Raw genomic sequence first — 21,918 nt, 5'->3', positions numbered from 1 at the left:
ATTTTATATACGGAAAAGTCATCAAACTATTTGGAGGAGTTGTCAGGATGAACACTGATTCAAATGTACTTGATGGACTGAGGCAATTATTAGAACGTGTACGGAGAAACACATTGGGAGATTTATTAGCGCGGACAAGGGAGAGGATGCCGGAAAAATTTGCACTTGCTTATCGGGATAAACGACTGAATTATCAAGAATTAGATAATATCGTGAATCAAACAGCCCATGCTTTCCGGGAAAATGGTATGAAAAAAGGCGATATGATAACGGTAATGTCTAAGAATAGTTTGGACTTTGTGGTTGTTAATTTTGCTCTTGCAAGAATTGGTGCCGTAATGATTCCAATTAATTATATGCTGACAAAGGATGATGTGGCTTTTATCATCAATCACGCTAATGTAACGGGATTAATTGCATCCGAAGAGTATGCCGCAATTTTGGAGTATGCTTCGGTTGGTAGAGAGATCTCATTTCGATACATTATGGATTTGGATGATGGGGAAATAGTAGACGAAAGGCTTGAAGATTGGATATCGTTACGTGATATTCGTGAAGGAAAGCCGACTGAGTTTGTTGATGCGGATTTGTCTGATGATGATTTGGCACATGTTTTATATACGAGTGGCACGGAGTCAAAGCCAAAAGGAGTTATGCTTACACATAAGAGTATCATCAGTGAATATGTGAGTTGTATTATAGATGGGAATATGGCTGAGGGAGATGTATTGGTTCATGCCCTGCCAATGTATCATAGTGCCCAGTTACATGTTTTCTTAGGTCCAAGTATATACTTAGGTTCTAGCGGGATTATTTTAGATGGAGCAAGTCCAGAAATAATTTTACGAACAATTGAAAAGGAAGGAGCAACACAGCTTTTTTGCCCGCCTACAGTATGGATAGCCCTTTTAAGGCATCCAGAATTTGTTACGCGGGATTTGTCTACCTTGGAGAAGTGTTATTATGGCGCAGCGATTATGCCAAAGGAAGTGTTAAAGGAACTGTCAGAACGACTACCTAATGCCCGCTTCTGGAATTTCTATGGACAGACAGAAGTTGCCCCACTGGCCACAGCATTACAACCAGAAGATCAATTACGTAAACTCGGATCAGCTGGCAAACCTTCATTAAATATCCAAACAAGAATTGTGGATGACCAAGATCAAGAGGTTCCACGTGGGGAAATTGGCGAAATTGTTCATCGTACACCCCATGCGATGAAAGGCTACTTACATGATCCGGAAAAAACTGCAGAAGCATTTCGTGGTGGGTGGTTTCATAGTGGCGACCTAGGTGTGATGGATGAGGAAGGCTATCTAACGATTATTGACCGAAAAAAAGATATGATTAATACAGGCGGTGTCAATGTTTCTAGCCGGGAAGTTGAAGAGATGATCTATCAACTTGAAGGTGTTTCCGAAGTTGCTGTTATTGGTATTCCAGATAAATATTGGATCGAAGCAGTTACAGCCATAATTGTTCCAAAAGAAGGGGCAAAACTAACCGAAGAATCGGTTATTGAATTTTGCCGTTCTAAGCTATCCAAATTTAAAGTACCAAAATATGTTGCCTTTACAGAAGGATTACCAAAAAATCCAAGTGGAAAAGTATTGAAACGCGAATTACGGAAAGAGTATGAGGGACTAGGAGCAGAGTAAAGGTTATTTCAAAGCACGGCGATTAAGGGCTGTGCTTTTTTTGTGGTGATTATTAGATTTGAAAGTAGATGAGCCTAAACTAGAGGAAGATGCGCCCTCCTCTCGAGTAAATAAGCCCAAACCAGAGGAAGATGCGCCCGCCTCGCGAGTAGATGGGCCCAAACCAGGGAAAGATGCGCCCTCCTCGCAAGTAAATGAGCCCAAACCAGAGGAAGATGATCCCACCTCGCGAGTAGATGAGCCCAAACCAGGGAAAGATGCGCCCACCTCGCGAGTAGATGAGCCCAAACCAGAGAAAGATGCGCCCATCTCGCAAACAGATGAGCCCAAATCAAGGAAAGATGAGCCCCCCTCGCGAGTAAATGAGCCCAAACCAGAGAAAGATGCGCCCGCCTCGCGAGTAGATGATCCCAAACCAGAGAAAGATGCGCCCACTCCCCAAAGCAACCTGCATCCCGCCCACAGAATTCAAGTAGGATAAAACCCAACATTTTAGAAATACTACCTAGTGGAGGTGTCTTTTATGCCAGAAAAAAGTGATAACTGGAGTAAAAAGCGTGTTACATCAAGTGTTAACCCACAGGGATTGACTGAGGAAACTGCCAATCACCGTCCTAAATCTGTATTGGAAGATCGGACAAAGAAGAAGAATACGAAGATTTAATAAAGCAGGTGATGACAATCGACCATACATTACAATACTTACTAGAATCATTATCTAACTATGAAGACAGTGAGCTAAGTCAGACGATTTATCAGAAGCTAAAGCATAATCCGTATCAGAGTGAAAGAGAGTTTGTTGATGATTTAGATGATAAAGAGATCCAGTATTTGGATCAAATACTGGAACGTGAAATTAATTATGCTGAAAATGTTCAAGATGATGTGCGGGTGCAACAGCTTCGTGAAGTATATGAATTAATCTTTTAAAATATGCTAGGAGTATAAGCCTATTTTGTTCAATTGGATGATATTGACATTGATTATTCATCGTGAACGTAGTAATATAAATATACAAGCTACGATGTACGTATTTTACTAAGTTTTAACCTCTAAATAGATAATAGGGAGTTTTACATTGAAGCTCTAATGTCGAGCCGCCATAGTGTAGCGGAAGACAGGAAGGTTTCTGCAAACACCCACTTAGTGAAGTGGTGGTTTAAAACTTTTTATTACAAATACGGCATTTGTGGCTGCTGAATATGCCAATTAACTGACCAGTTTCCGAGAGGAGGCTGGTCATTTTGCTTGTGTCATTTGAAAACCCCTGGCTATGCCGGGGGTTCCGGAGAGCTTATAGCGTGGTATTAAAATTAAAAAAGGCCTCTCTTCGTGATAAGATATAGTTGGTTTCCCGACCACTACATCAAATAAACGAAGGAGGCATGTCCCAATGAAGGACAAGAATAGTTTAGCACATACAACATGGAATTGTAAGTATCACATCGTGTTTGCACCAAAATACAGAAGACAAATTATATATGGAAAATACAAACAAAGTATAGGAAAAATAATAAGAGAATTATGCGAGAGAAAAGGTGTAACCATTCATGAGGCAAATGCATGTCGAGATCATATCCATATGTTAGTAAGTATCCCACCAAAGCTGAGTGTATCTCAGTTTATGGGATATTTAAAAGGAAAAAGCAGTTTAATGATATTCGACCGACATGCAAATTTAAAATATAAATATGGCAATCGAAAATTCTGGTGTCGAGGTTTCTACGTCGATACAGTGGGCCGAAATAAGAAGCAAATAGAAGAATATATTAGGAATCAGCTCCGAGAAGATTATATATCAGATCAATTAACGTTATTCGAAGAGTTTGATCCATTCACAGGAGAAAAAAATAGAAAGATATAAGAGATTCTTTAGAATCAGTGCGTGGATGTGGTGCGTAAGGGAAAACCATTCAGTGGGCCTTTAAGGCCAAGGCCGGTAAAAGAGGCTTCAAGCCGCAGAGCAAACCACCAGTTCACACTGGTGGTTTTGATTTTTAAATAATGTTGACACGGTTGGGTAAAATCTGCTTTGTAATCCAATCGTCAATTAAATCATTAAAGAATGTCGGGTCTGCTAAAGAGATGCCGTGGCCAATTTTAGGAATTACAATTCCGGTAGCATTTGGATTGGCATGGGTTAATTCACTTGCAGATTTGCGCATGATTTTCTTTTCCTTTTCACCAACCGTAACTAATATGTTTCCGTCAGCCTTATAAAAATCATTAGGGATACTAAAGGACATATTTTCTTGCATCACTTGAATAAAGGTATGAAGACTAGTTTCTGAACTATCTTGATAGTATAAATCTAATTGATTTTCTTTTATGTATAATACTTTTGCTTGGAGCTTAGCGAATGATCTCCACTTTACTAGAGGAAAGGATAGCTTAAAGAGAGGCATTGTTAGCTTAGCGCTATAGGGCATTGGCTTCGTTAAAGCGCTGTTGATTATGGCATAGTCAATGAAGTGGGGCTGTATGCTAAGCATTTTGACAAGAACTTGTGCACCTAGTGAAAAGCCAATTACAATGATTGGTTTATTATTCTTTTTTTCCTTTATTAATTGAATGAGTCTCTCTGCACTATCTTCTATAGAAAACGAATCGTGTTTGCTCTTGCCATGCCCTGGTAGGTCCGGAACTAAGCAATGGTACGTTGTAGTAAAATACTTCACTTGCTCGTCCCACATCCAGCCACTGACTCCTCCACCATGAAGAAACACCATTAGTGGGGAATTCTCTACACAATACTCTTTATAATTCAAATGAATTCATCTCCTCACTTACGATACTAAGTAAATTTTAACATAATTCAAAAATTAAGGTATAAGTAAAAGTTTTCAAAAAGCATTTGTTTTATGTATTTTTAATTATTCTACATATTACTTATGATGAAAGTATAAAGGGGGAGGAATTGGTATGGATTTTCACTACGAAAGACTTGATCATGTACAGTTAGCAGCTCCTAAAGGTGGAGAAGAAAAGGCTCGATTGTTTTATCAAGATTTACTAGGGTTTTCAGAGGTAGAAAAGCCTGATAACTTAAAAAGCCGAGGTGGAGTTTGGTTCACTAATGGCATGATTCATCTGCATATTGGGATAGAAGAGCCGTTTTTGCCTGCACGAAAGGCACATCCCGCTATTCGTGTAAAGAATATTGAAGCGATGAAGCATTATCTCGATCAGAAAAATACAGCATATATTGTGGATGACCATTTGCTAGGTGCAAACAGATTCTATTTACATGACCCATTCGGGAACCGATTAGAATTTCTTGAGTGGATTTAAAAGTAAGGGGTTTCTCCTTTTAATAGGGAGACCCCCCTTTTTCATGGTAAAATTGTAAGAAAAATATCATTTCAGGGGGATTTCAATTGAAGAGAAAAATAAGTATTGCGTTGGGAAGTATTGTTGGAATTGTGGTGATTGGTTTACTAGTAGCTGGGAATTATTTTTATAGCGAAGGTATTAAACGAGGCACCGATATCGAATTACATAGTGAGCCCGAAAGTGTGAATGCAAGTGCAAGTGAAACAGCGTTGGCTATTTTAGAAGAAGCGGAGAAGTGGTACGTGGAGCAGGAGCAAGAAGTCTTGCAAATCACATCCTATGATGACTTAGTATTAAAAGCCGGTTACCTAGAAAACGATAGGAAAACTGGAAAAGCGGTCATTCTTGCTCATGGGTATCGTGGGAATCGAGATCATATGGATAATTTGGTTAAGTTTTATTATGATCAAGGCTTTGATGTATTATTGCCAGATGCGAGAGGTCACGGGGAAAGTGAAGGCGATTATGTGGGATATGGCTGGCATGACCGGTTAGATTATGTGCAGTGGATTAACTTATTAGTAGAAGAGTATGGAGCAGAGCAAATCGTTTTACATGGTAATTCCATGGGGGCGTCCCTAGTTCTCATGACTAGTGGGGAAGAGCTTCCTGATGAAGTAAAAGGAATTATTGCTGACAGTGGATATACGACAGTAAAAGAGGAATTAAAGCATCAATTAAAGCACTTATATCATATTCCAGCGTTTCCAATTTTAGATATTACAAGTATGATTACTAAGGTGAGAGCTGGTTATTTCTTTGGGGAAGCATCTGCGATTGACCAGGTGAAGAATAATACGAGAGACCTATTCATTATACATGGGGATGCTGATGAGCTAGTTCCGACAGAAATGGCATATGAATTGTTTGAAGCTGCTGGTGGGGATAAAGAGCTGTGGATTGTGCCTAATGCTGGCCATACAAAGGCTTATAATGTTGCAACCGAGGAATTTCAAGATCGTTTACAACAATTTCTAGACAAGGCATTAGAAGAAACTACAGATGATGAGAGTCATGACTGATCTAACTAGGAAGGATGATCAGGCGACTAAAACATATCAAAAAAGTCAATACCTCCTCCTAGAGGATGTCGTCGTATTGGAAAAGGAATTATAATATAAAAAGAGAAGCAGTTATGATTAAGTAGGTTCTGATAATGTGGAACTACTTAGGTTTTAAAAGCTTCTCTTTTATAATACATACAAATCAATTTACATTAATTAATTCCATTACCGTATCCATCATTTCTTCTGATACAGTATAAATTGTATGTGTGTCATCTGTATTCATCAAGCTGCTTTTTTGGCCTTCTTTGCCAATCCATAAATGAAATTGTTGCTTGTTATTACTTGTATCCATGACTTCTATATAATAGTCAGGGTTAGCCATATTTACGATAGCTTTTTCCTTTTTAGCACCTGAAATTATTTGCTTTAACTTCTCTAGCTTATCAGCCTCTTCCAAAACAATTGGACTGGCATCTTTTGCTTTTGAAAAACTAATCGTAGCAATGTCTGCATTTAAATTTAAAGGACTAGCATCCTTGTGTTGTATTACTGTATTAATTATTTCTGCTTGATTTGCGCTGTTATTTTCTGTTTGGCAACCAGATAGAACAATCGATAAACATAAGAGTAAAATTATTTTTTTCATCCATCTACGCTCCAATCCTCTCAGTCCATGTTACGGATAAGACGGAGAAAACTTCTTTCATGTTTCACAAATATAGCATCCTGGTCCTCTTCATTGTTACACCGATTGAGAATACTACACACCGTTTGGATGCCTAGCAAATATAGTAATCTTTACTACTTTCTTACACAGCGTTAATGTTAAATCCCTTCAATTCTCGTACGACTCTTGAAATGGGTAATCCTACCACATTATAATAGTCGCCGTTTATTTTCTTCACTAAAGCAGCACCTTGACTTTGGATACCGTAGGCTCCTGCTTTATCATAGACATCCTTAGTTGCGATATAAGCATGGATCTCATTTTCTGTTAACGGCCAAAATTCTACCATTGTTTTTTCCACAAACGAAACTACTTTTTCCTGAGAGCGGATGGTTACGCCAGTATATACGTCATGTACATTCCCGCTTAAACGTGAAAGCATCTCATATGCTTCTTCGTGATGATTCGGTTTCCCATAAATAGTTCCTTCGAAGGCTACGACAGTGTCTGCTGTTAAAATTACCTCATTCGAATCAATAAATGGCACATGCTTTGCTTTATGTAAGGAAAGCTGTTTCGCTCTTAATGCTGGATTATCCGTTTGAATGACAGATTCATCTACATCTTGTTTTCTTATCACAAAGGGAATGTTTACTAGTTTTAGTAGCTCTTTTCTGCGTGGTGAAGTAGATGCTAATACGAGTGAATGGGTCATTGACTTCCTCCATATATATCTGACATAATTTAGTATATAGTAAAGTATACTAGATTGGATGCTTATTGTGAAAGGAACGAGAATTAATATCTATACATATAGGAAGAACTTTGTTAATTTAAATTAGTAAACCATTAAAATAAATGAGGAATTGGGGGATCTAAATGGAGACACAACAAACAAACGGGAAAGCTGTTGCAGCATTAGTGCTAGGGATATTATCGATTGTCATTCCATATGTAGGACTAATACTTGGTATAATTGGAATTATTTTAGCGAATAGTAGTTTTAAAGAAATTGCTGTTACCCAGGATGGTGGGCGTGGACTAGCAACTGCAGGATTAGTAACTAGCATTATTGGAGTTGCAATATATGGTCTTCTTTTTCTTTTTATTATCCTTGGTATTGCTGCATTTTCTTTATCTTATTAGTAAAAGCGAGAGATCACGTTATCGTAACGATGATCTCTTTTTAAGTTTTTTCGTGATATAGGCATTTGTTAAGATGAGGTGACACTTCGTAAATATGCTATAATTTCTATTTAAAATCCAGAATATTTACTTTATACTGGATTACATATAATAGGGGGAATGGGAATGACTCGTGTTTTGTTTTTTGCTTATCCGATGTATGCTGATTTTGAAATTGCCCATACGTTATTCTTTTTAAGAAAGCTTGGGAAAGCTACTGTGGTCACTGCAACAATTGATGGGGAAGCAGTGGAAAGCTTAGGGGGAATTGTAACCAATCCAGGGCTAGCCATTGCGGATGCAAACCCTAATGATTATGATGTAATCTTAATTTCTGGTGGGGATGGTGTATCCCAAGTGTTGGAAGACAATCGGATCCATCACTTTCTCCGAGAAGCAAATCGTATTCAAAAACCGATAGCCGCCATTTGTGCGTCGGCAACCCTGCTCGGTAAAGCAGGCTTATTAAAAGGGAATCGTTTCACTTGTACCCCGAATACATATGAAATGTTTCAGGACGCATTTGCCGATGCAGAATATACGGGTGAAAGACTAGAAGTGCGGGATAATCTTATTACTGCAAAGGGGACTGCATTTCCAGAGTTTACCTTAGCGGTGATCGATCAGCTACAATTATGGAAAAATGATGAACAACGGGAAAGTGCACGGTTATTTTGTAAGGGAGAAGTATAACAGTTATGGCACAAAAAATTGTTGGATTACCACCGGTTATCAACCAAACATCTAGGGTGTTAATTGTAGGATCCATGCCAAGTGTTTTATCCTTGGAGAGCAAGGAATATTATGGGAACCCTCGTAATCATTTTTGGAAGATAATCTACGGTTTGTTTGACGAAAATCCTGATTCTAGCTATGCGGATAAACTGACTTTTCTTAGGGAGAAGCATATTGCGCTTTGGGATGCAATTGGTGCTTGTTATCGAGAAGGGAGTTTAGATTCATCGATTTATGGTGAGGAGCCTAATGATCTTCCAGGTCTCATTCAAGCATATCCTTCCTTACAGTTAATTGCATGTAATGGTACCAAGTCATTTAACACGTTAAAGAAGTACTTTTCTCCAGAGTCTTTATCGAATATCCCAGTAATCAAACTACCTTCTTCTAGCCCGGTTCCTGGTCGTTATAATAAACAATTGCCTGAAAAGATGGAAGAATGGAAGCAAATAATTGCCTATCTTGAGGAAAAAATGTAATTTTCAAAAAAGTGTTGTGCGTAGCATATCTCATTCTGTATAATTGACTTTGGGAGTGTCGTAGCTAAAGAGGGGAGAGTCGTAAGCGGCAACTTACGACTCAGACAATTGCGTAGGCTGCGGCGACTTCCTATCTTGGTGAAAAAGGTAATTATCCTGGTTCCTTACAAAGTGACAGGGTGATTACTTTTTTTCACGACTGTTCACAACTAACAATACTAGTGTTGAGAACATTAACATTAACTCAAGAGTTTTTTCAATTGGAATCACAAGCTTCAGCCCCTTTCCTGGGGAATTTTTTATGAAGCCGCCGTTAGTAACTCCAATACTCTGATCGTCTCACGCCTAGCGTATTGTCCCCCTCATTATACTACATCAGAAGGGCTCTCGTATCGCGATAATTACGAAATGGTAAAATATTCTTAGAATTTAGTTTGTTGTGGCAAAATACCTATGAATTGTCGATTATTTAGATAATGTTGTGAAAGGGACGAAGGAACGAGATGTTGTTGTTACTATAGGGAGGAGCTTGCTCGACACGAATATATTCGCAAGGCGTAGTGAATTGTAGAACCACGCCTTTTTTTGTTGCATTTGTGGTACAAATACTAATTTCAAATTTTTATACATCAAATGAGTAGTCTGGTTTTATCTCACTAAATGCGAAATTTAGCAAAATATAGAAGTATACTATGATAGAATATAATTAAATTTATATGCTAGGAAAGTAGGGTGTTATGAAATACTTCTGGGGTAGGTTTATTGTATTTGTCTTACTTTGGACCTATTTGATCATTCAATATAGTACCAATAGTTGGGTTAGCATTTTATGTTTTGCTGGGGCGATGGCCGGTTTCTTCTTTCTATCCTTAAAAAAAGTACCGATTTATGTGTACATCCTGTTGTCATTAATTATTTTCTTACATGGGCTACTTATAGCAGAAGAGAATCTAATAACAATCATCCTATTAGTTTATATTTCTATGATCGCATCTTTTCGGTTGCGCGAGAATAAATTAAAGCTATATATCCTGATGAATTTGCTTTTATCCATTTTACTTAGTTATCTTCAAATGAGTCATGTAGTAGCGATTATGGTGATGGTTGTATTTTTATATTTCCTACTTCTATCCATTAATCAATACGTCACGATGCTACAAGAGCAGCGTAATCTTTATGAAGAATTACGTAGTGAATATCGTAAGCTAAAAAGAATGAATCTACTTGCAGAAGAAACGGCACGTGTGGAGGAAAGGAACCGAATTGCACGTGATATCCATGATTCAGTTGGACATCGACTAACAGCTTTAATTATGAAACTGGAGACATTAGCCATCCAGACGAAAAATGAAGATTATCGGGAGTTGAAAAAGATGGCAGAGGATAGCTTAGGAGAGACAAGACAGGCTGTGAAAACACTCCAGGCAGAAGAAAGCGAAGGAATTGCAACAGTCGTACATCTTATTCGTAAGCTTGAAGCGGAAAGTCAAATCGTTGTTCAGTTCACCATTAAGCAGGGTGTACTTACGGTTCCATTATCAAATGATCATAGTGTTGTCTTATACCGGGTGCTCCAGGAAGCCCTCACCAATGCGATGAGACATGGTTATTCTAGAGAAATCCATGTCGTATTAGGTAAATCTGCAATTGGAGATGTCACCTTTGAAATATCAAATACCGTTTATGAGGTAAAGCCATTTACATTCGGCTTCGGTCTAACCAATATGAAAAAAAGATTAGAAGAGATTGGCGGACGACTCGATGTGTATCAGAAAGAAAACCAATTTTACGTATCCGGAATTATTCCATCGGAGTAGGAGGACAATCATATGTGGCGGGTATTATTAGTGGAAGATCAAGCAATTGTAAGACAGGGATTAAAGGTTATTCTAGAGCAAGACGAGCATATTCAGGTGACACATGAAGCGGAAAATGGTGCAGAGGCAATAGCTATTCTAGAAAAATATGCGATTGACTTTATTATGATGGATGTTCGCATGCCAATTATGAATGGAATTGAAGCGACGAGAGTGATTAAACGTCAGTGGCCAACTATTAAAATATTGATTCTAACTACCTTTAATGATGATGAATATGTGGTAGAAGCATTGAAAGAGGGAGCGAATGGCTTCTTATTGAAAACAGCCGATTCAACAAAGCTATTAGAAGCAGTCCATAGCTGTATGAATGGTGGGTTAATGCTACATGATGAAGTCGCAGCTAAAGTAATGCCCCGTTTACTTCAAAAACGTACCAAAGAAACGGTGAAAATTGATTTATCACCACGGGAATTAACGATTACTAGATTAGTCGGCGAAGGAAAAACAAATAAAGAAATTGCCGATGAACTCTTTCTTTCAATTGGAACTGTGAAAAATCATATAACCCAGATTTTACAAAAAACAGATTTAAGAGACCGTACCCAGCTTGCGATTTTTGCGGTAAAGCATGAACTGTAGCTATCATTCATAAAGTTGTACTATCTAACACTAATGTCCAGCATTCCTATCCATTATAATGAGGGAAAGAACCTAAATAAGAGGTGTTCGACATGCTTGCCATTATGTTAGAGGAATTTCCGTTTGCCTCTCTTTGGAATACAGGAATATTTCTGTTCGTTTCGTTTGCCGCTGTTATCTATCTGTTTTTATTGCCACAGGAGAAGAAGCATTCCTGGTGGAAGAATGTTTGCTTTTTCCTTGGACTAATGCTCTTATTTATCGCGACAGGGAGTCCAATTAATATTATCGGTCGAATTCAGTTTAGTGTTCATATCATACAAGTCGTTTTACTTTGCTTGATTGTACCGCCTTTATTGTTACTTGGTATGAAACGAACCATTCTAGACCGAGCGCTGCGGAATAAATGGGTTACTAAAATAGTTTCTTTCCTTGTGAAACCTTATATAAGCATTAGTATATTTTTCTTAACCTTATACATATACCACCATCCACCGATCTTTGATAATGCTCGTGTGGACCTCTATGGGAATTACTTTTACCTGTTCGCTTTATTTGCTGCCGCATTACTATTATGGATACCAATTATTCGAGGAAGTAATTGGACAAGGACACTTATTTATCATGCCATAAGTATAGGGATGATTTTTCCACTCGCTGGGATTTTACTATTTTCAAAGGAAATCATGTATCAAGCATACACGGATTTGACAACTTTTACCCAAGCATTGGAAGTATGCTTGCCGGCAGGGGCTGAATTATCTCCACAGGTCGTATTGCAACTATTACCGTTTGAGCCAGTAGCAGAGCAACAGCTAAGTGGGAGGATATTGCTCGCTTCTTTTCTAATCGTATTAACCGTGTCATCTGTTATGAAACGACAAGTGATAAAAAAAGTGTAAGAAAGTAGCTCTCGGTTTCGGGAGCTGTTTTTTTAGGTATTTGGAAATAGGAGAGGATGGAAAAGAAGCCTTTACATGGATTTAATCTGGTAACACGTTCTTGAAGGACTTTCAACTTCTTTGAAATTCTACTTAGTTACAATAGCCTTGTACAAAATGCTCTGAGAATGTCTTTTTGCGTTTATAAGCTTATCCAAGTAATAGAAAGTCTTGACCGATAATTTCATCAAAAAAGAGCTGTTAAAACAGCTCGCGGTATTATCATTCCAATTTATATAATTATTGAAACTTTCTAGCGACCAAAAATTCAACTAAAGGTAATATAATCATTGCTAAACCTAATATTGCTAACAGAATAGTACCATTAACTATTTCGTCAGCAGCTACTGCTACCACAATGAAGAATATGAGAATGAAGTAACTGATTTTGGAGCTTTTTTCTGTAATTCTTTGTCCAAGTTCCTCTTCGATTAATATTCCATCTTTCTCTTCTTTGTTTCCCCATGTGATTGCAGAGAAAAACATCATCCATAGCGTCCCAATTACGATAACTTCCTGGAACCCTACTTCCTTTCCAGTAATAAATTTAAAAATAGAATAACATAACACAATAAGCATGGCGGTACCAATTATAATCGCACCTATTTTTCGGGTCTTCATACAATCTCCTCCTCTTTGTTTACCTTTAATTTCTATAGTTTTCACAAGCTTTAAAGCTAATAAGGCTAGCCAGAATACTGAAAGCTGTTAACTCTCCTTGGTCTATCCCCATCTTTTTCGGTGATCTTTTATTAGAATTTGCTTACTACATCTGCTTTTGATTGAAAGGGTGTAAAACTTGTTTGACACTATCATTATAAAAAAGACGAAGGTGCTGTCAAACATATTTTACACCCTATTCGGGTTTTAACATTGACAAGGAAGTCCGTACAATAAAGAGGTATCACTCATTATGTAGATAACCTGCAATGATTATTGGGCACGATGAAAACAGAGACGGACATTCTCTATTAGCAAAAGGCATATCAATCCAAATTTCACGTTTCTCTCTTAAAAAAGTGACTCAAGTCATACCTCAAGAATTTCTTTTCATGACTCCAGGTAGTATGTAAATTGGAGCTTTTCTCGTATTCTAAATTTAGGAGGGGAATCAAATGATCGAATTGGTGAACTTAACGAAACGATATAAACAGATTGAAGCGGTAAAAAACTTAAATTTATTTATAGAAAAAGGTGAGATTATCGGACTTCTTGGTCCGAATGGTGCTGGTAAATCAACAGCAATCTCGATGCTGTCGTCATTAGTAGAGCCTACCAGCGGGGACGTCCTTTTTGAGAACAAAAGCATTGTCAAAAATCCTAGTAGCTTCCGAAAGATAGTAGGCATTGTACCGCAGGAGATTGCTCTATACGAAGATTTATCAGCGGAGGAGAATCTTTATTTCTTCGGAAGGATCTATCACTTGCGTGGAAAGAAATTAAAACAAAAGGTCGATGAAGTATTGGAGCAAATTGGCTTAACCGATAGACGCAAAGACATTGTAAAGAAATTTTCAGGTGGAATGAAACGACGATTAAATATCGGTGTAGCCATGCTTCACGACCCAGAAGTGATTATTATGGATGAACCGACTGTTGGGATTGATCCGCAATCCCGTAATTATATTTTAGAGACGGTTAAACGGCTAAATCAAGAACGAAAAATGACCGTATTGTACACGAGTCATTATATGGAGGAAGTAGAGCTGTTATGTGACCGTATTTACATTATGGATAAAGGAAATCTAATTGCATCTGGTACAAAGGATGAAATTAAGAAAATCTTATCCAACGAGAATACGATATCCATTAAGGCGGATCGCTTTAGTGAGGGGTTTCTTACTGCGTTACGTGAACATCCTTCTGTAACGAGTGTGACAGTAGGAGAAAAGGAAGTGCTCGTTATCGTACCAAGAGCGGTTCGCATGTTTTCCGAAGTAATTCAAATAGCAGAGGAGCACGGAATCGAATTACACTCTGTCGATAACAAAGCCCCTACTTTAGAGGATGTATTTTTACACCTTACTGGCAGGGCATTAAGAGATTAGAGGGGGGAATAGGATGCTGTGGAATATTATTAAAAAGCAAGGTCTCATTATCTTAAGAAACCCTCAAGAATTATTATTACTTCTTGCGCTTCCGGTATTACTTATTACGATTCTATCCACTGCGTTAGGTAATTGGATAAACGGGGAGAGTCAGCCAATAACACTTCAAGTGGCGTTTTTGGAACACGAAGCGGAAGAGGTGCAAGTTGAACGGTTTTTGCAGGATATGGAGAAGGTACTTCCACCTGATGTATTGGAACAGATTCGTACGAACATCGATCATATGGCACCAATTAAACTACTAAAGGAATCGGTCTTGGAAAATGAAACAGTCCAGGAATTTATCAAAGTAGAGTATATTAATCCCTCTGAGCGTGAGAACATTCTAGCAGATGATTCGTATACTTCGTTAATTGAAGTGCCTGAGAATTTTACGTATGATACGCTATCCAATTTAATTGGAAATAAGGATGAACAACCTGCATTTCTCATTATACAAAATGAAGGACACCAATCTGGTGTTACGATTATCCATCGTATTTTGCAACAATTTCAAGAGCAAATGACGTTAGGGAAGTTTGTTGCGGATAATCAATTGGAGATGGAAACATTGCAGTTAGATGAAGCAAGTATAAAAAGTGAGATCGTAACAATCAATGAAAAAGAACCTGTCACATCCCAGGCTTATTATACGTTAGGTATGGTATTGATGAACGTTTTGTTTATAGCAAGTGCTATCGGTTCTATTGCGTATAACGAAAAGAGAATGCATGTATTAGATAGAATTATTGTAGCTAATGTATCAAGATGGTTGTATTTTCTTGGTATATGGATTTCTGGAACGATGTTTGCGTTTATCCAGGCTATTATTATCTTTACGTTTTCGCGATTTGTATTTGGTGTGACATGGCCAGGATTAACGGGATTTTTACTAGTAACGTTGGCCTTTTCTCTTGCGGTAGGTGGTCTTGCAGTTCTATTAGTTTCTTTGAGCTTCCGAGGTAACTCAGAATCGATAATCCATATCTTCTCCGGTATTATAGTCACGGTATTTGCTGTTTTAGGTGGTAGCTTTGCACCTGTTGGTGAATTTTCTAAAACGATTCAGTTTATCGGAAATCTAACCCCAAATGGTGCTAGTATGACAGCATATTTGACTATATTACGGGGGGAAGAGCTTGGTGCCATAGGGAATCAGCTAATCTATTTAGTATGCTTTGGGCTAGCGGTCGTAGTAATTGCTATTTTATGTTTTCCGAAGAGGGGGGTATCTTCATGATTGGAATCTTAAACGCGAAGCTAAAGCAGTTTATCCGTGCTCCGTTTACATTTTTGATGTTTACTGGCATGTCGATCATCTTTGCCCTTATCTTTGGTGGATCAACGGGCCCAGGCAATATAACGGTTCCGGTCTATGCAGAACATCATGTGGACGCTTCTATAATAGAATTTTTGGAATTGGAAGAGTCGATGAATTTTATCTGGGTGACAGAGGATGAACTAAAAGAGATGGTTTCCGATGGGAAGAGTGAATTAGGTGTTGTCTTAAAGGAAGAGGACTTTCAAATTGTTGTCGGGGTCGATTCCTTTAACACAGGGCTAATTGAACGCACTATTCGATCTGCTTATTTAGATAAACGTATGCAAGAACAGCTTATCGAGCAGAGTGGTCTAACATCAAAAGCGGAGCAAGAAGCATTTGTAGAAACAATGAAGCAGGAATTAAGTGAACCAATTTTTTCTATCGAATCAACGAGTTTTCGTGGGGAAGGCGCGTTTGTTTATAATAGTAACCTCCATCACATATTTGGTTTTTCCTTATTCTTTGTTATTTATACGATTGCTTATAATGTAATCTCCATCTTATTGGAAAAAAGAGAGGGGATATGGGACCGAATGATTTTATCCCCGGTGAAAAAGTGGGAGATGTATGTTGCGAATTTAATTTATAGCTTCATTACCGGTTATATCCAGGTGGCTATCACATTTTCAGTATTCCGGTATATCGTAGGAGTTGACTTTAATGGACGATTTGCTGAAACATTATTACTGTTAATTCCTTATGTATTTGCCATTGTTGCACTCTCTCTTTTAATTACAGCTATTGTAAAAAACATGCAGCAATTTAATGCTATACTACCGATTATTTCAGTTAGTATGGCAATGATTGGTGGAGCATATTGGCCAATTGAGATTGTGGAGTCGAAGTTATTATTAACCTTGGCGAAAGCTGATCCGCTTTATTATGGGATGCAGGCTCTAGAAGGCATAGTGGTGTATGGCTATCCGCTGTCAGAGGTTTTAATACCAGTTAGTGTTTTAGTATTAATGGGTGTAGGGATGATGGGAATTGGCATCCATTTAATGGAAAGAAGACATATTTAAATCAAAATAAATGGAATCGATGATACGATAAGTCACTCTCTCCGGAAATATACATTGCTCTTCAGGCAGATGGTGAGCTTCGCTGTCCTTATTTCTATAAGGCATTCACCGATGTCGCTTTTGGAGTATAGGTATAGTTCCGGAGCTGATTTTATGTAGGTAACTTCCATGTATTTTTCCCTCCTAGAGCTTTTATTGAAAAATAATGTGTAATCTTGGTGAGGTTACAAATATCTACCAAAAAGAATTTTAAATTTTGTGTAAAATTTCTAGTATAATAGTATGATAGACAACAAGAGTAAACTCTAGGGGGAAATATGGTGAAGAGAAGGATTATACAGGGCTTAGCTGGACTATTTATTATTTTATTCATTATAGATGTTATGGCCAGTTTTTATTTTTATGATTTAGCGATAAGTCGAGGACCAAAGGATTTCTTAAGTGGGAATAAGGACCTTGAAGTATCTGCTGAAACGATGGATGTGCTATTAGAAGGTGGCTGGCGTGATTGGGTAGCTGACCAGGAGTTTGAATATATGGAGATGACGTCACGGGATGGTCTGTTACTTCAAGGCTATTTCCTTGAGGCAAAAAAACCGACGAATAAGCTTGTTATCGCTGCTCATGGGTATTTAGGCCGTGGAAGTGATATGGGCTTATACGGCCAGTACTATTATGAGGAATTAGGGTATAACTTCTTTACTGCTGATTCACGAGGTCATGGTAAAAGTGAAGGCAATTACTATGGATTTGGTTGGCCGGACCGATTAGATTATGTCGATTGGATTCATTTATTGATTAATAAGTTAGGTCCGGATACAGAGATCATTCTTCATGGATTATCAATGGGAGCTGGCACGGTTCTAATGACGGCGGGGGAGGAGCTACCGGATAATGTGAAAGTAGTAATTGCTGATAGTCCGTATACAACTGTCCATGATTTGTTCTCCTATCAGATTGATAGAATGTTTAGCCTTCCTGCTTTTCCCTTTATTCATTCTACAAGTCTCCTAACGAAAGCACGAGCTGGATATTCGTTTAAGGAAGCTTCTGCACTAGAGCAAGTGAAAAAAGCAAAGGTACCTATTTTGTATATAACAGGGAATGGTGATACCTTTGTTCCGACAGAAATGACACATGAGCTCTATGAACATACGAAAAGTAAGGCTGAGCTAGTGACCTTTGACGGGGCGAACCATGGCGAGTCGTTTGTCATGGATGAGGCGAGGTATAAGCAGGTATTGAATACGTTTCTTAAGGATAATTTAGATAATGAATAGGATAAAATAGCGTAAAAAGGCGAGTGTCTCTATTTTTCTATGAAGACACTCGCCATATTTCATTTCAATCGCTATTTTACAAATACTTGTCAAACCAGCGTAAAATATGATTTAAACGTTCTACACGCATTTCTGGCTTTCCACTACGACTTAGTTCATGATTAGCACCTGGGAAGCGAACGAATTCTACTTCTTTTTTCAAATGTTTTAATGCTACAAAGAACTGCTCCCCTTGCTCAATTGGGCAACGGTAATCTAACTCACCATGCAAAATTAATAGTGGAGTTTCTACCTTATCTGCATATTTTAAAGGCGAGATATCCCATAATGCTTTAGGGTCGTCTAGTAAATCATAGCCGTGCTGCCATTTGTTGAAGAAGTAACCAATGTCACTTACTCCATAGAAGCTAAGCCAGTTACTAATAGAACGCTGTGTAACTGCAGCTTTGAAGAGATTAGTGTGACCTACAATCCAGTTCGTCATGAAACCACCATAGCTTCCTCCTGTTACACCTAGTCGTTCTTGGTCGATGAAATCATATGTCTCTAATGCATAATCCACGGCAGACATAACGTCACCGTAATCGCCACCACCATAGTCACCACGGCAAGCATCAACGAATTTTTGACCATAACCATGGCTTCCGCGAGGATTCGTATACAAGACAACATAGCCTTGAGCTGCTAGTAACTGCATTTCGTGGAAGAAGGTTTGTCCATACATAGCATGTGGGCCACCATGAACCTCTAGTACTAATGGATATTTCTTTCCTTCTTCAAATCCATAAGGACGTAACACCCAACCATGAATATCCCAGCCGTCTTTCGCTTTAAAGGTAATGCTTTCTGGAATGCTCGTTGCAACATTGTCTATAAATTCGCGGTTTGCATCTGTTAGCTGTTCTACATTAGCTTTTGAATCTAGTAAATAGAAATTACATGGAACAGTAGGTGTGCTCACCCCGATAACAAAGCTCTCATTTGTTGGATGATAGCTGAAACCAAATACATGGCTGTCTGCTTGATATAAGCTTTTTAATTCTCCAGTTAAGCTGACTTCATAAAGATTGACAGCACCATTATCTGATCCAATGAAAAATACTTTATTCTCATCACTTGACCATACTGGACCACCTTCTGAACCGCCTAGGCGAGTGTCACCTACCATTAAATCGCCAAGCTGGAAGTCCCAGTCTTCACTTAGACATACTGTTTCTTTCGTTTGAACATCATAGACATAAAGCTCTGTTAAAGTCGCATTTAAATATTGTTGTTTATGTCCTAGATAAGCAATCTTATTTCCACTTGGAGAATATTTTGCTGTGTAGTAAGCACCGTCACCATCTGTTAGTCGTGTAATAGCTTTTGTAGCCGTATCTAATAGATAGATATCACTCTTTAGCTCGTAATCCGATTCTTCACTTAAATTAGCTGAGAATAGAATGGTTGAGCCGTCTGGGGAAATATCTTGATAGCTGTAGTGATGGTCACCTTCTGTTAATTGGGTGAAGGTTTCTTTTTCCACGTCATAAAGAACAATATGAGCTTTCTTATCATCAAGGAATCCTTGTGCATCAGATTTGTATTTTAGATTCGTAACATGAAGTGGTTGTTTACTTTTTTCTTCTTTTTCTTTTTGGAGTTCTTCCTTTGACAGTTCCTTTTGATTGGTAACATCGTCATCTTTGTCTAATGAAGCAGTGAATAGGATTAATTTTCCGTCTTTGGACCATTCCGCATTGACAGCACCATTTTTAAAGGTCGTAAGCTGCTTTGCTTCACCACCGTCTAAAGGAAGTAGCCATAGTTGTGGCACACCACTTCGGTTGGATTGGAATAGCACCTTCGTTCCATCCGGAGAAAAACGGGGGTTGCTATTTTTATGGTGACCGAATGTCCATTGTTTAGCTGTTTTCTCGTTTAGGTCTTGAACAAATAGATTGGATTCGTATTCTTTTTTATCATTGATTGTAGTTGAAACATAAGCATATGTAGTTCCATCAGGAGCAAACTGTGGATCACTAAATACTTCCAAGCTCATAAAATCTTCTGTCGTGATTGCGCGTTTTGTCATTGATTAAACCTCCGATTTCTAAATTGGATTTCCTGCAGATGGAATATTTCGAAAATTAACCGTCTGTATAGGGCTAACTAGCGTATTGTCAACAGAGAAGACGAATACTTATTTCCCATTTTAAACTACTTCGGGTTTCGAAGCAATTGCAAATTGCTAGTTTAGTTGTTTTTGTTGTAGCCAATCCGTTAATTGTTTTCTATTTTTAAAAATATGGATATCTTTGTTCGTTAAGTTTGCTAATCTTTTATACATTTTGGGTGCTTTATTTTTGTTGTAATCTTTTGTCCAGCGGATGAAGTCTATGTTTAATCGCTCATGACAGCCCTCTGCCATGTCTGGTCTTGTCCGATTCCGATATTGAATTCTTCTTTTTGTTATCCCATATAATGTACGTAGGGTTGAGTAGTTTAAGAAAATAATCGTATCCGCATCCGCAAACCGATTTGGTAAGGTTGCGCTATAGTTGCCATCAATGATCCAGATATCCTGCTTTAATATTTCATCATGTTTTTGGATTAGTTCGGTATCCTCACTTGGCTGCCAGTTCGGCTTCCAATATAAGGAATCCATATGATAGACAGGGATATTAAGTTTGTCGCCAAGCTGCCTTGCTAAGGTTGATTTTCCAGCTCCCGGATTTCCTATAATGGTGATTTTCTTCATTTTGACCTCCTTATGGATAAAATGGTGTGAAAGAAAGTAGGGCTGTCTCATTAAGGGAATTTTCCCGGATAATAAGACAGCCGTTCATTATGCGTTTGCTATGATGTTTTCGTTTATATTGGCATCTTTCTCGTATGCTGCTTGTAGCTTTCTTGTTATTTCACCAGGCTTTCCGTCTTGAACTAGTTTCCCATCTACCTGAACAATAGGCATAACCTCGGAAGTACTGCTAGATAAGAAGAGTTCATCAGCTTCTGTCATTTCCTCTAAGGTAAAAGCTTCCTCGATAAATGGAATGGATAATTTATCGACGAATCGTTCAATTGCCATCCGAACACACCCATGTAAGATGTTGTTTGTTGCAGGATGTGTATAGATCGTGCCGTTTTTAACTAAATAAACATTCGCAGCAGAGCATTCCGTTACCCGACCATTTCGATGAAGGATTGCCTCATAACAGCCATGCTCTTTTGCTTCTTGCTTAGCCATGACATTAGGTAATAGATTCAAGCTTTTTATAAAACAATGCTCCCAACGGATATCACGGTGGGTAATGACCTGAACGCCGTTTCGTAAAGCTTCTAGATTACGAGCAAGAGGCTGTACATAGGCATAGACATTTGGTTCCACATCGGTCGGGAAGACATGGTCACGAGGTGCTGAACCTCTGGATACTTGCATATATACCTTTCCATCTTCTGTTACATTGTTACGTTCTAATAATTCTAATAGTAATTTTTTTAATTCCTCTTTAGATTGCGAGAGTTTAATTTTAATAGCTTCTGTAGAACGATATAATCGATCGATATGTTCATCTAATAAGTAATAGTTTCCTTTGTATACTCGAATAACTTCATATATACCATCGCCAAACTGAAGTGCGCGCTCTTCAATAGGAAATTTTAAACTGTCACGATGGATAAATTTAGCTTGTGATAAGATTACTGGAAATAAAGACAACGCTATTCCCCTCCTTAGTGTTATGACTATTTTATTACTTC

24 protein-coding genes and 1 other RNA gene are annotated in these 21,918 nt (G+C 38.2%); 18 read left to right on the top strand and 7 right to left on the bottom strand.

What is annotated here, in order from left to right:
• Window positions 1-47: 47 nt before the first annotated feature.
• The 6 genes from MKY78_RS03200 (at window position 48) to tnpA (ending at window position 3,522) form a co-directional block, all read left to right on the top strand.
• Window positions 48-1,658 carry an acyl-CoA synthetase gene (locus MKY78_RS03200; RefSeq protein WP_339216143.1) on the top strand — a complete coding sequence of 537 codons (1,611 nt, stop codon included), beginning with the start codon at window positions 48-50 and terminating at the stop codon, window positions 1,656-1,658.
• A 58-nt stretch (window positions 1,659-1,716) separates the two neighbouring features.
• A complete protein-coding gene (locus MKY78_RS03195) occupies window positions 1,717-2,139 on the top strand; it encodes a hypothetical protein (RefSeq protein ID WP_339216141.1) in 423 nt (140 codons plus the stop codon).
• 42 nt (window positions 2,140-2,181) lie between these two features.
• Window positions 2,182-2,322 (top strand): small, acid-soluble spore protein L, encoded by a 141-nt coding sequence (locus MKY78_RS03190; protein ID WP_186869238.1) that lies wholly within the window; start codon window positions 2,182-2,184, stop codon window positions 2,320-2,322.
• A gap of 17 nt (window positions 2,323-2,339) precedes the next feature.
• Window positions 2,340-2,588: a sporulation protein gene (locus MKY78_RS03185; protein WP_339217808.1), complete on the top strand. Its 249-nt coding sequence runs from the start codon at window positions 2,340-2,342 to the stop codon at window positions 2,586-2,588.
• A gap of 83 nt (window positions 2,589-2,671) precedes the next feature.
• A non-coding RNA gene (gene ssrS / locus MKY78_RS03180) (6S RNA) lies at window positions 2,672-2,858 on the top strand.
• 193 nt (window positions 2,859-3,051) lie between these two features.
• Complete coding sequence (tnpA, locus tag MKY78_RS03175) at window positions 3,052-3,522, top strand: IS200/IS605 family transposase (RefSeq protein WP_339214265.1); 471 nt, start codon at window positions 3,052-3,054, stop codon at window positions 3,520-3,522.
• A gap of 133 nt (window positions 3,523-3,655) precedes the next feature.
• Here tnpA and MKY78_RS03170 read toward each other — a convergent pair whose 3' ends face one another.
• Complete coding sequence (locus MKY78_RS03170; RefSeq protein ID WP_339217807.1) at window positions 3,656-4,432, bottom strand: alpha/beta hydrolase; 777 nt, start codon at window positions 4,430-4,432, stop codon at window positions 3,656-3,658.
• 148 nt (window positions 4,433-4,580) lie between these two features.
• On the opposite strand from MKY78_RS03170, the gene MKY78_RS03165 reads away from it, so the two are divergent.
• The gene (locus tag MKY78_RS03165; RefSeq protein WP_339216138.1) at window positions 4,581-4,949 is read left to right on the top strand and encodes a VOC family protein; all 369 of its coding nucleotides are present in this window, start codon (window positions 4,581-4,583) and stop codon (window positions 4,947-4,949) included.
• 86 nt (window positions 4,950-5,035) lie between these two features.
• Window positions 5,036-6,013 carry an alpha/beta hydrolase gene (locus tag MKY78_RS03160; RefSeq protein ID WP_339216136.1) on the top strand — a complete coding sequence of 326 codons (978 nt, stop codon included), beginning with the start codon at window positions 5,036-5,038 and terminating at the stop codon, window positions 6,011-6,013.
• A 184-nt stretch (window positions 6,014-6,197) separates the two neighbouring features.
• Here the strand turns inward: MKY78_RS03160 and MKY78_RS03155 are convergent, their stop codons facing one another.
• Both MKY78_RS03155 and MKY78_RS03150 read right to left on the bottom strand, forming a co-directional pair.
• A complete protein-coding gene (locus MKY78_RS03155) occupies window positions 6,198-6,644 on the bottom strand; it encodes a hypothetical protein (protein ID WP_339216134.1) in 447 nt (148 codons plus the stop codon).
• 163 nt (window positions 6,645-6,807) lie between these two features.
• Window positions 6,808-7,380: a Maf family protein gene (locus tag MKY78_RS03150; RefSeq protein WP_339216132.1), complete on the bottom strand. Its 573-nt coding sequence runs from the start codon at window positions 7,378-7,380 to the stop codon at window positions 6,808-6,810.
• Between the two features lie 164 nt (window positions 7,381-7,544).
• Here MKY78_RS03150 and MKY78_RS03145 point away from each other — a divergent pair, with 164 nt between their 5' ends.
• From MKY78_RS03145 to MKY78_RS03120, 6 genes are all read left to right on the top strand, one after another.
• A complete protein-coding gene (locus MKY78_RS03145) occupies window positions 7,545-7,811 on the top strand; it encodes a DUF4190 domain-containing protein (RefSeq protein ID WP_339216130.1) in 267 nt (88 codons plus the stop codon).
• A 165-nt stretch (window positions 7,812-7,976) separates the two neighbouring features.
• On the top strand, window positions 7,977-8,543 hold the full coding sequence (locus tag MKY78_RS03140; protein ID WP_339216128.1) for a DJ-1/PfpI family protein: 567 nt from the start codon (window positions 7,977-7,979) through the stop codon (window positions 8,541-8,543).
• A 5-nt stretch (window positions 8,544-8,548) separates the two neighbouring features.
• Window positions 8,549-9,064 (top strand): DNA-deoxyinosine glycosylase, encoded by a 516-nt coding sequence (locus MKY78_RS03135; RefSeq protein ID WP_339216126.1) that lies wholly within the window; start codon window positions 8,549-8,551, stop codon window positions 9,062-9,064.
• Between the two features lie 737 nt (window positions 9,065-9,801).
• The gene (locus MKY78_RS03130; RefSeq protein WP_339216124.1) at window positions 9,802-10,881 is read left to right on the top strand and encodes a histidine kinase; all 1,080 of its coding nucleotides are present in this window, start codon (window positions 9,802-9,804) and stop codon (window positions 10,879-10,881) included.
• Between the two features lie 12 nt (window positions 10,882-10,893).
• A complete protein-coding gene (locus MKY78_RS03125; RefSeq protein WP_339216122.1) occupies window positions 10,894-11,523 on the top strand; it encodes a response regulator transcription factor in 630 nt (209 codons plus the stop codon).
• Between the two features lie 92 nt (window positions 11,524-11,615).
• A complete protein-coding gene (locus MKY78_RS03120) occupies window positions 11,616-12,425 on the top strand; it encodes a cytochrome c oxidase assembly protein (RefSeq protein ID WP_339216120.1) in 810 nt (269 codons plus the stop codon).
• A gap of 279 nt (window positions 12,426-12,704) precedes the next feature.
• On the opposite strand, the gene MKY78_RS03115 is transcribed toward MKY78_RS03120, so the two are convergent.
• Complete coding sequence (locus tag MKY78_RS03115) at window positions 12,705-13,085, bottom strand: hypothetical protein (RefSeq protein WP_339216118.1); 381 nt, start codon at window positions 13,083-13,085, stop codon at window positions 12,705-12,707.
• Between the two features lie 494 nt (window positions 13,086-13,579).
• On the opposite strand from MKY78_RS03115, the gene MKY78_RS03110 reads away from it, so the two are divergent.
• The 4 genes from MKY78_RS03110 (at window position 13,580) to MKY78_RS03095 (ending at window position 18,177) form a co-directional block, all read left to right on the top strand.
• A complete protein-coding gene (locus MKY78_RS03110; RefSeq protein ID WP_339216117.1) occupies window positions 13,580-14,512 on the top strand; it encodes an ABC transporter ATP-binding protein in 933 nt (310 codons plus the stop codon).
• 13 nt (window positions 14,513-14,525) lie between these two features.
• Window positions 14,526-15,791, top strand: coding sequence for an ABC transporter permease (locus MKY78_RS03105; protein WP_339216115.1), 1,266 nt, complete (start codon window positions 14,526-14,528; stop codon window positions 15,789-15,791).
• Window positions 15,788-16,897, top strand: a complete 1,110-nt coding sequence (locus tag MKY78_RS03100; RefSeq protein ID WP_339216113.1) for an ABC transporter permease — start codon at window positions 15,788-15,790, stop codon at window positions 16,895-16,897. The genes MKY78_RS03105 and MKY78_RS03100 overlap by 4 nt, the downstream gene beginning before the upstream one ends.
• Window positions 16,898-17,214: 317 nt before the next feature.
• The gene (locus tag MKY78_RS03095; RefSeq protein WP_339216111.1) at window positions 17,215-18,177 is read left to right on the top strand and encodes an alpha/beta fold hydrolase; all 963 of its coding nucleotides are present in this window, start codon (window positions 17,215-17,217) and stop codon (window positions 18,175-18,177) included.
• A 76-nt stretch (window positions 18,178-18,253) separates the two neighbouring features.
• Here MKY78_RS03095 and MKY78_RS03090 read toward each other — a convergent pair whose 3' ends face one another.
• The 3 genes from MKY78_RS03090 to dat form a co-directional block, all read right to left on the bottom strand.
• Window positions 18,254-20,251 (bottom strand): S9 family peptidase, encoded by a 1,998-nt coding sequence (locus MKY78_RS03090; protein ID WP_339216109.1) that lies wholly within the window; start codon window positions 20,249-20,251, stop codon window positions 18,254-18,256.
• 156 nt (window positions 20,252-20,407) lie between these two features.
• On the bottom strand, window positions 20,408-20,917 hold the full coding sequence (locus tag MKY78_RS03085; protein WP_339216107.1) for a DNA topology modulation protein: 510 nt from the start codon (window positions 20,915-20,917) through the stop codon (window positions 20,408-20,410).
• 87 nt (window positions 20,918-21,004) lie between these two features.
• Window positions 21,005-21,877 carry a D-amino-acid transaminase gene (gene dat / locus MKY78_RS03080; RefSeq protein WP_339216105.1) on the bottom strand — a complete coding sequence of 291 codons (873 nt, stop codon included), beginning with the start codon at window positions 21,875-21,877 and terminating at the stop codon, window positions 21,005-21,007.
• Between the last annotated feature and the right edge of the window lie 41 nt (window positions 21,878-21,918).

The organism is Ornithinibacillus sp. FSL M8-0202 (genome assembly GCF_037975285.1).
Lineage (GTDB): Bacteria > Bacillota > Bacilli > Bacillales > Amphibacillaceae > Ornithinibacillus > Ornithinibacillus massiliensis.
This window is presented reverse-complemented; position numbering and strand designations above follow the sequence as displayed.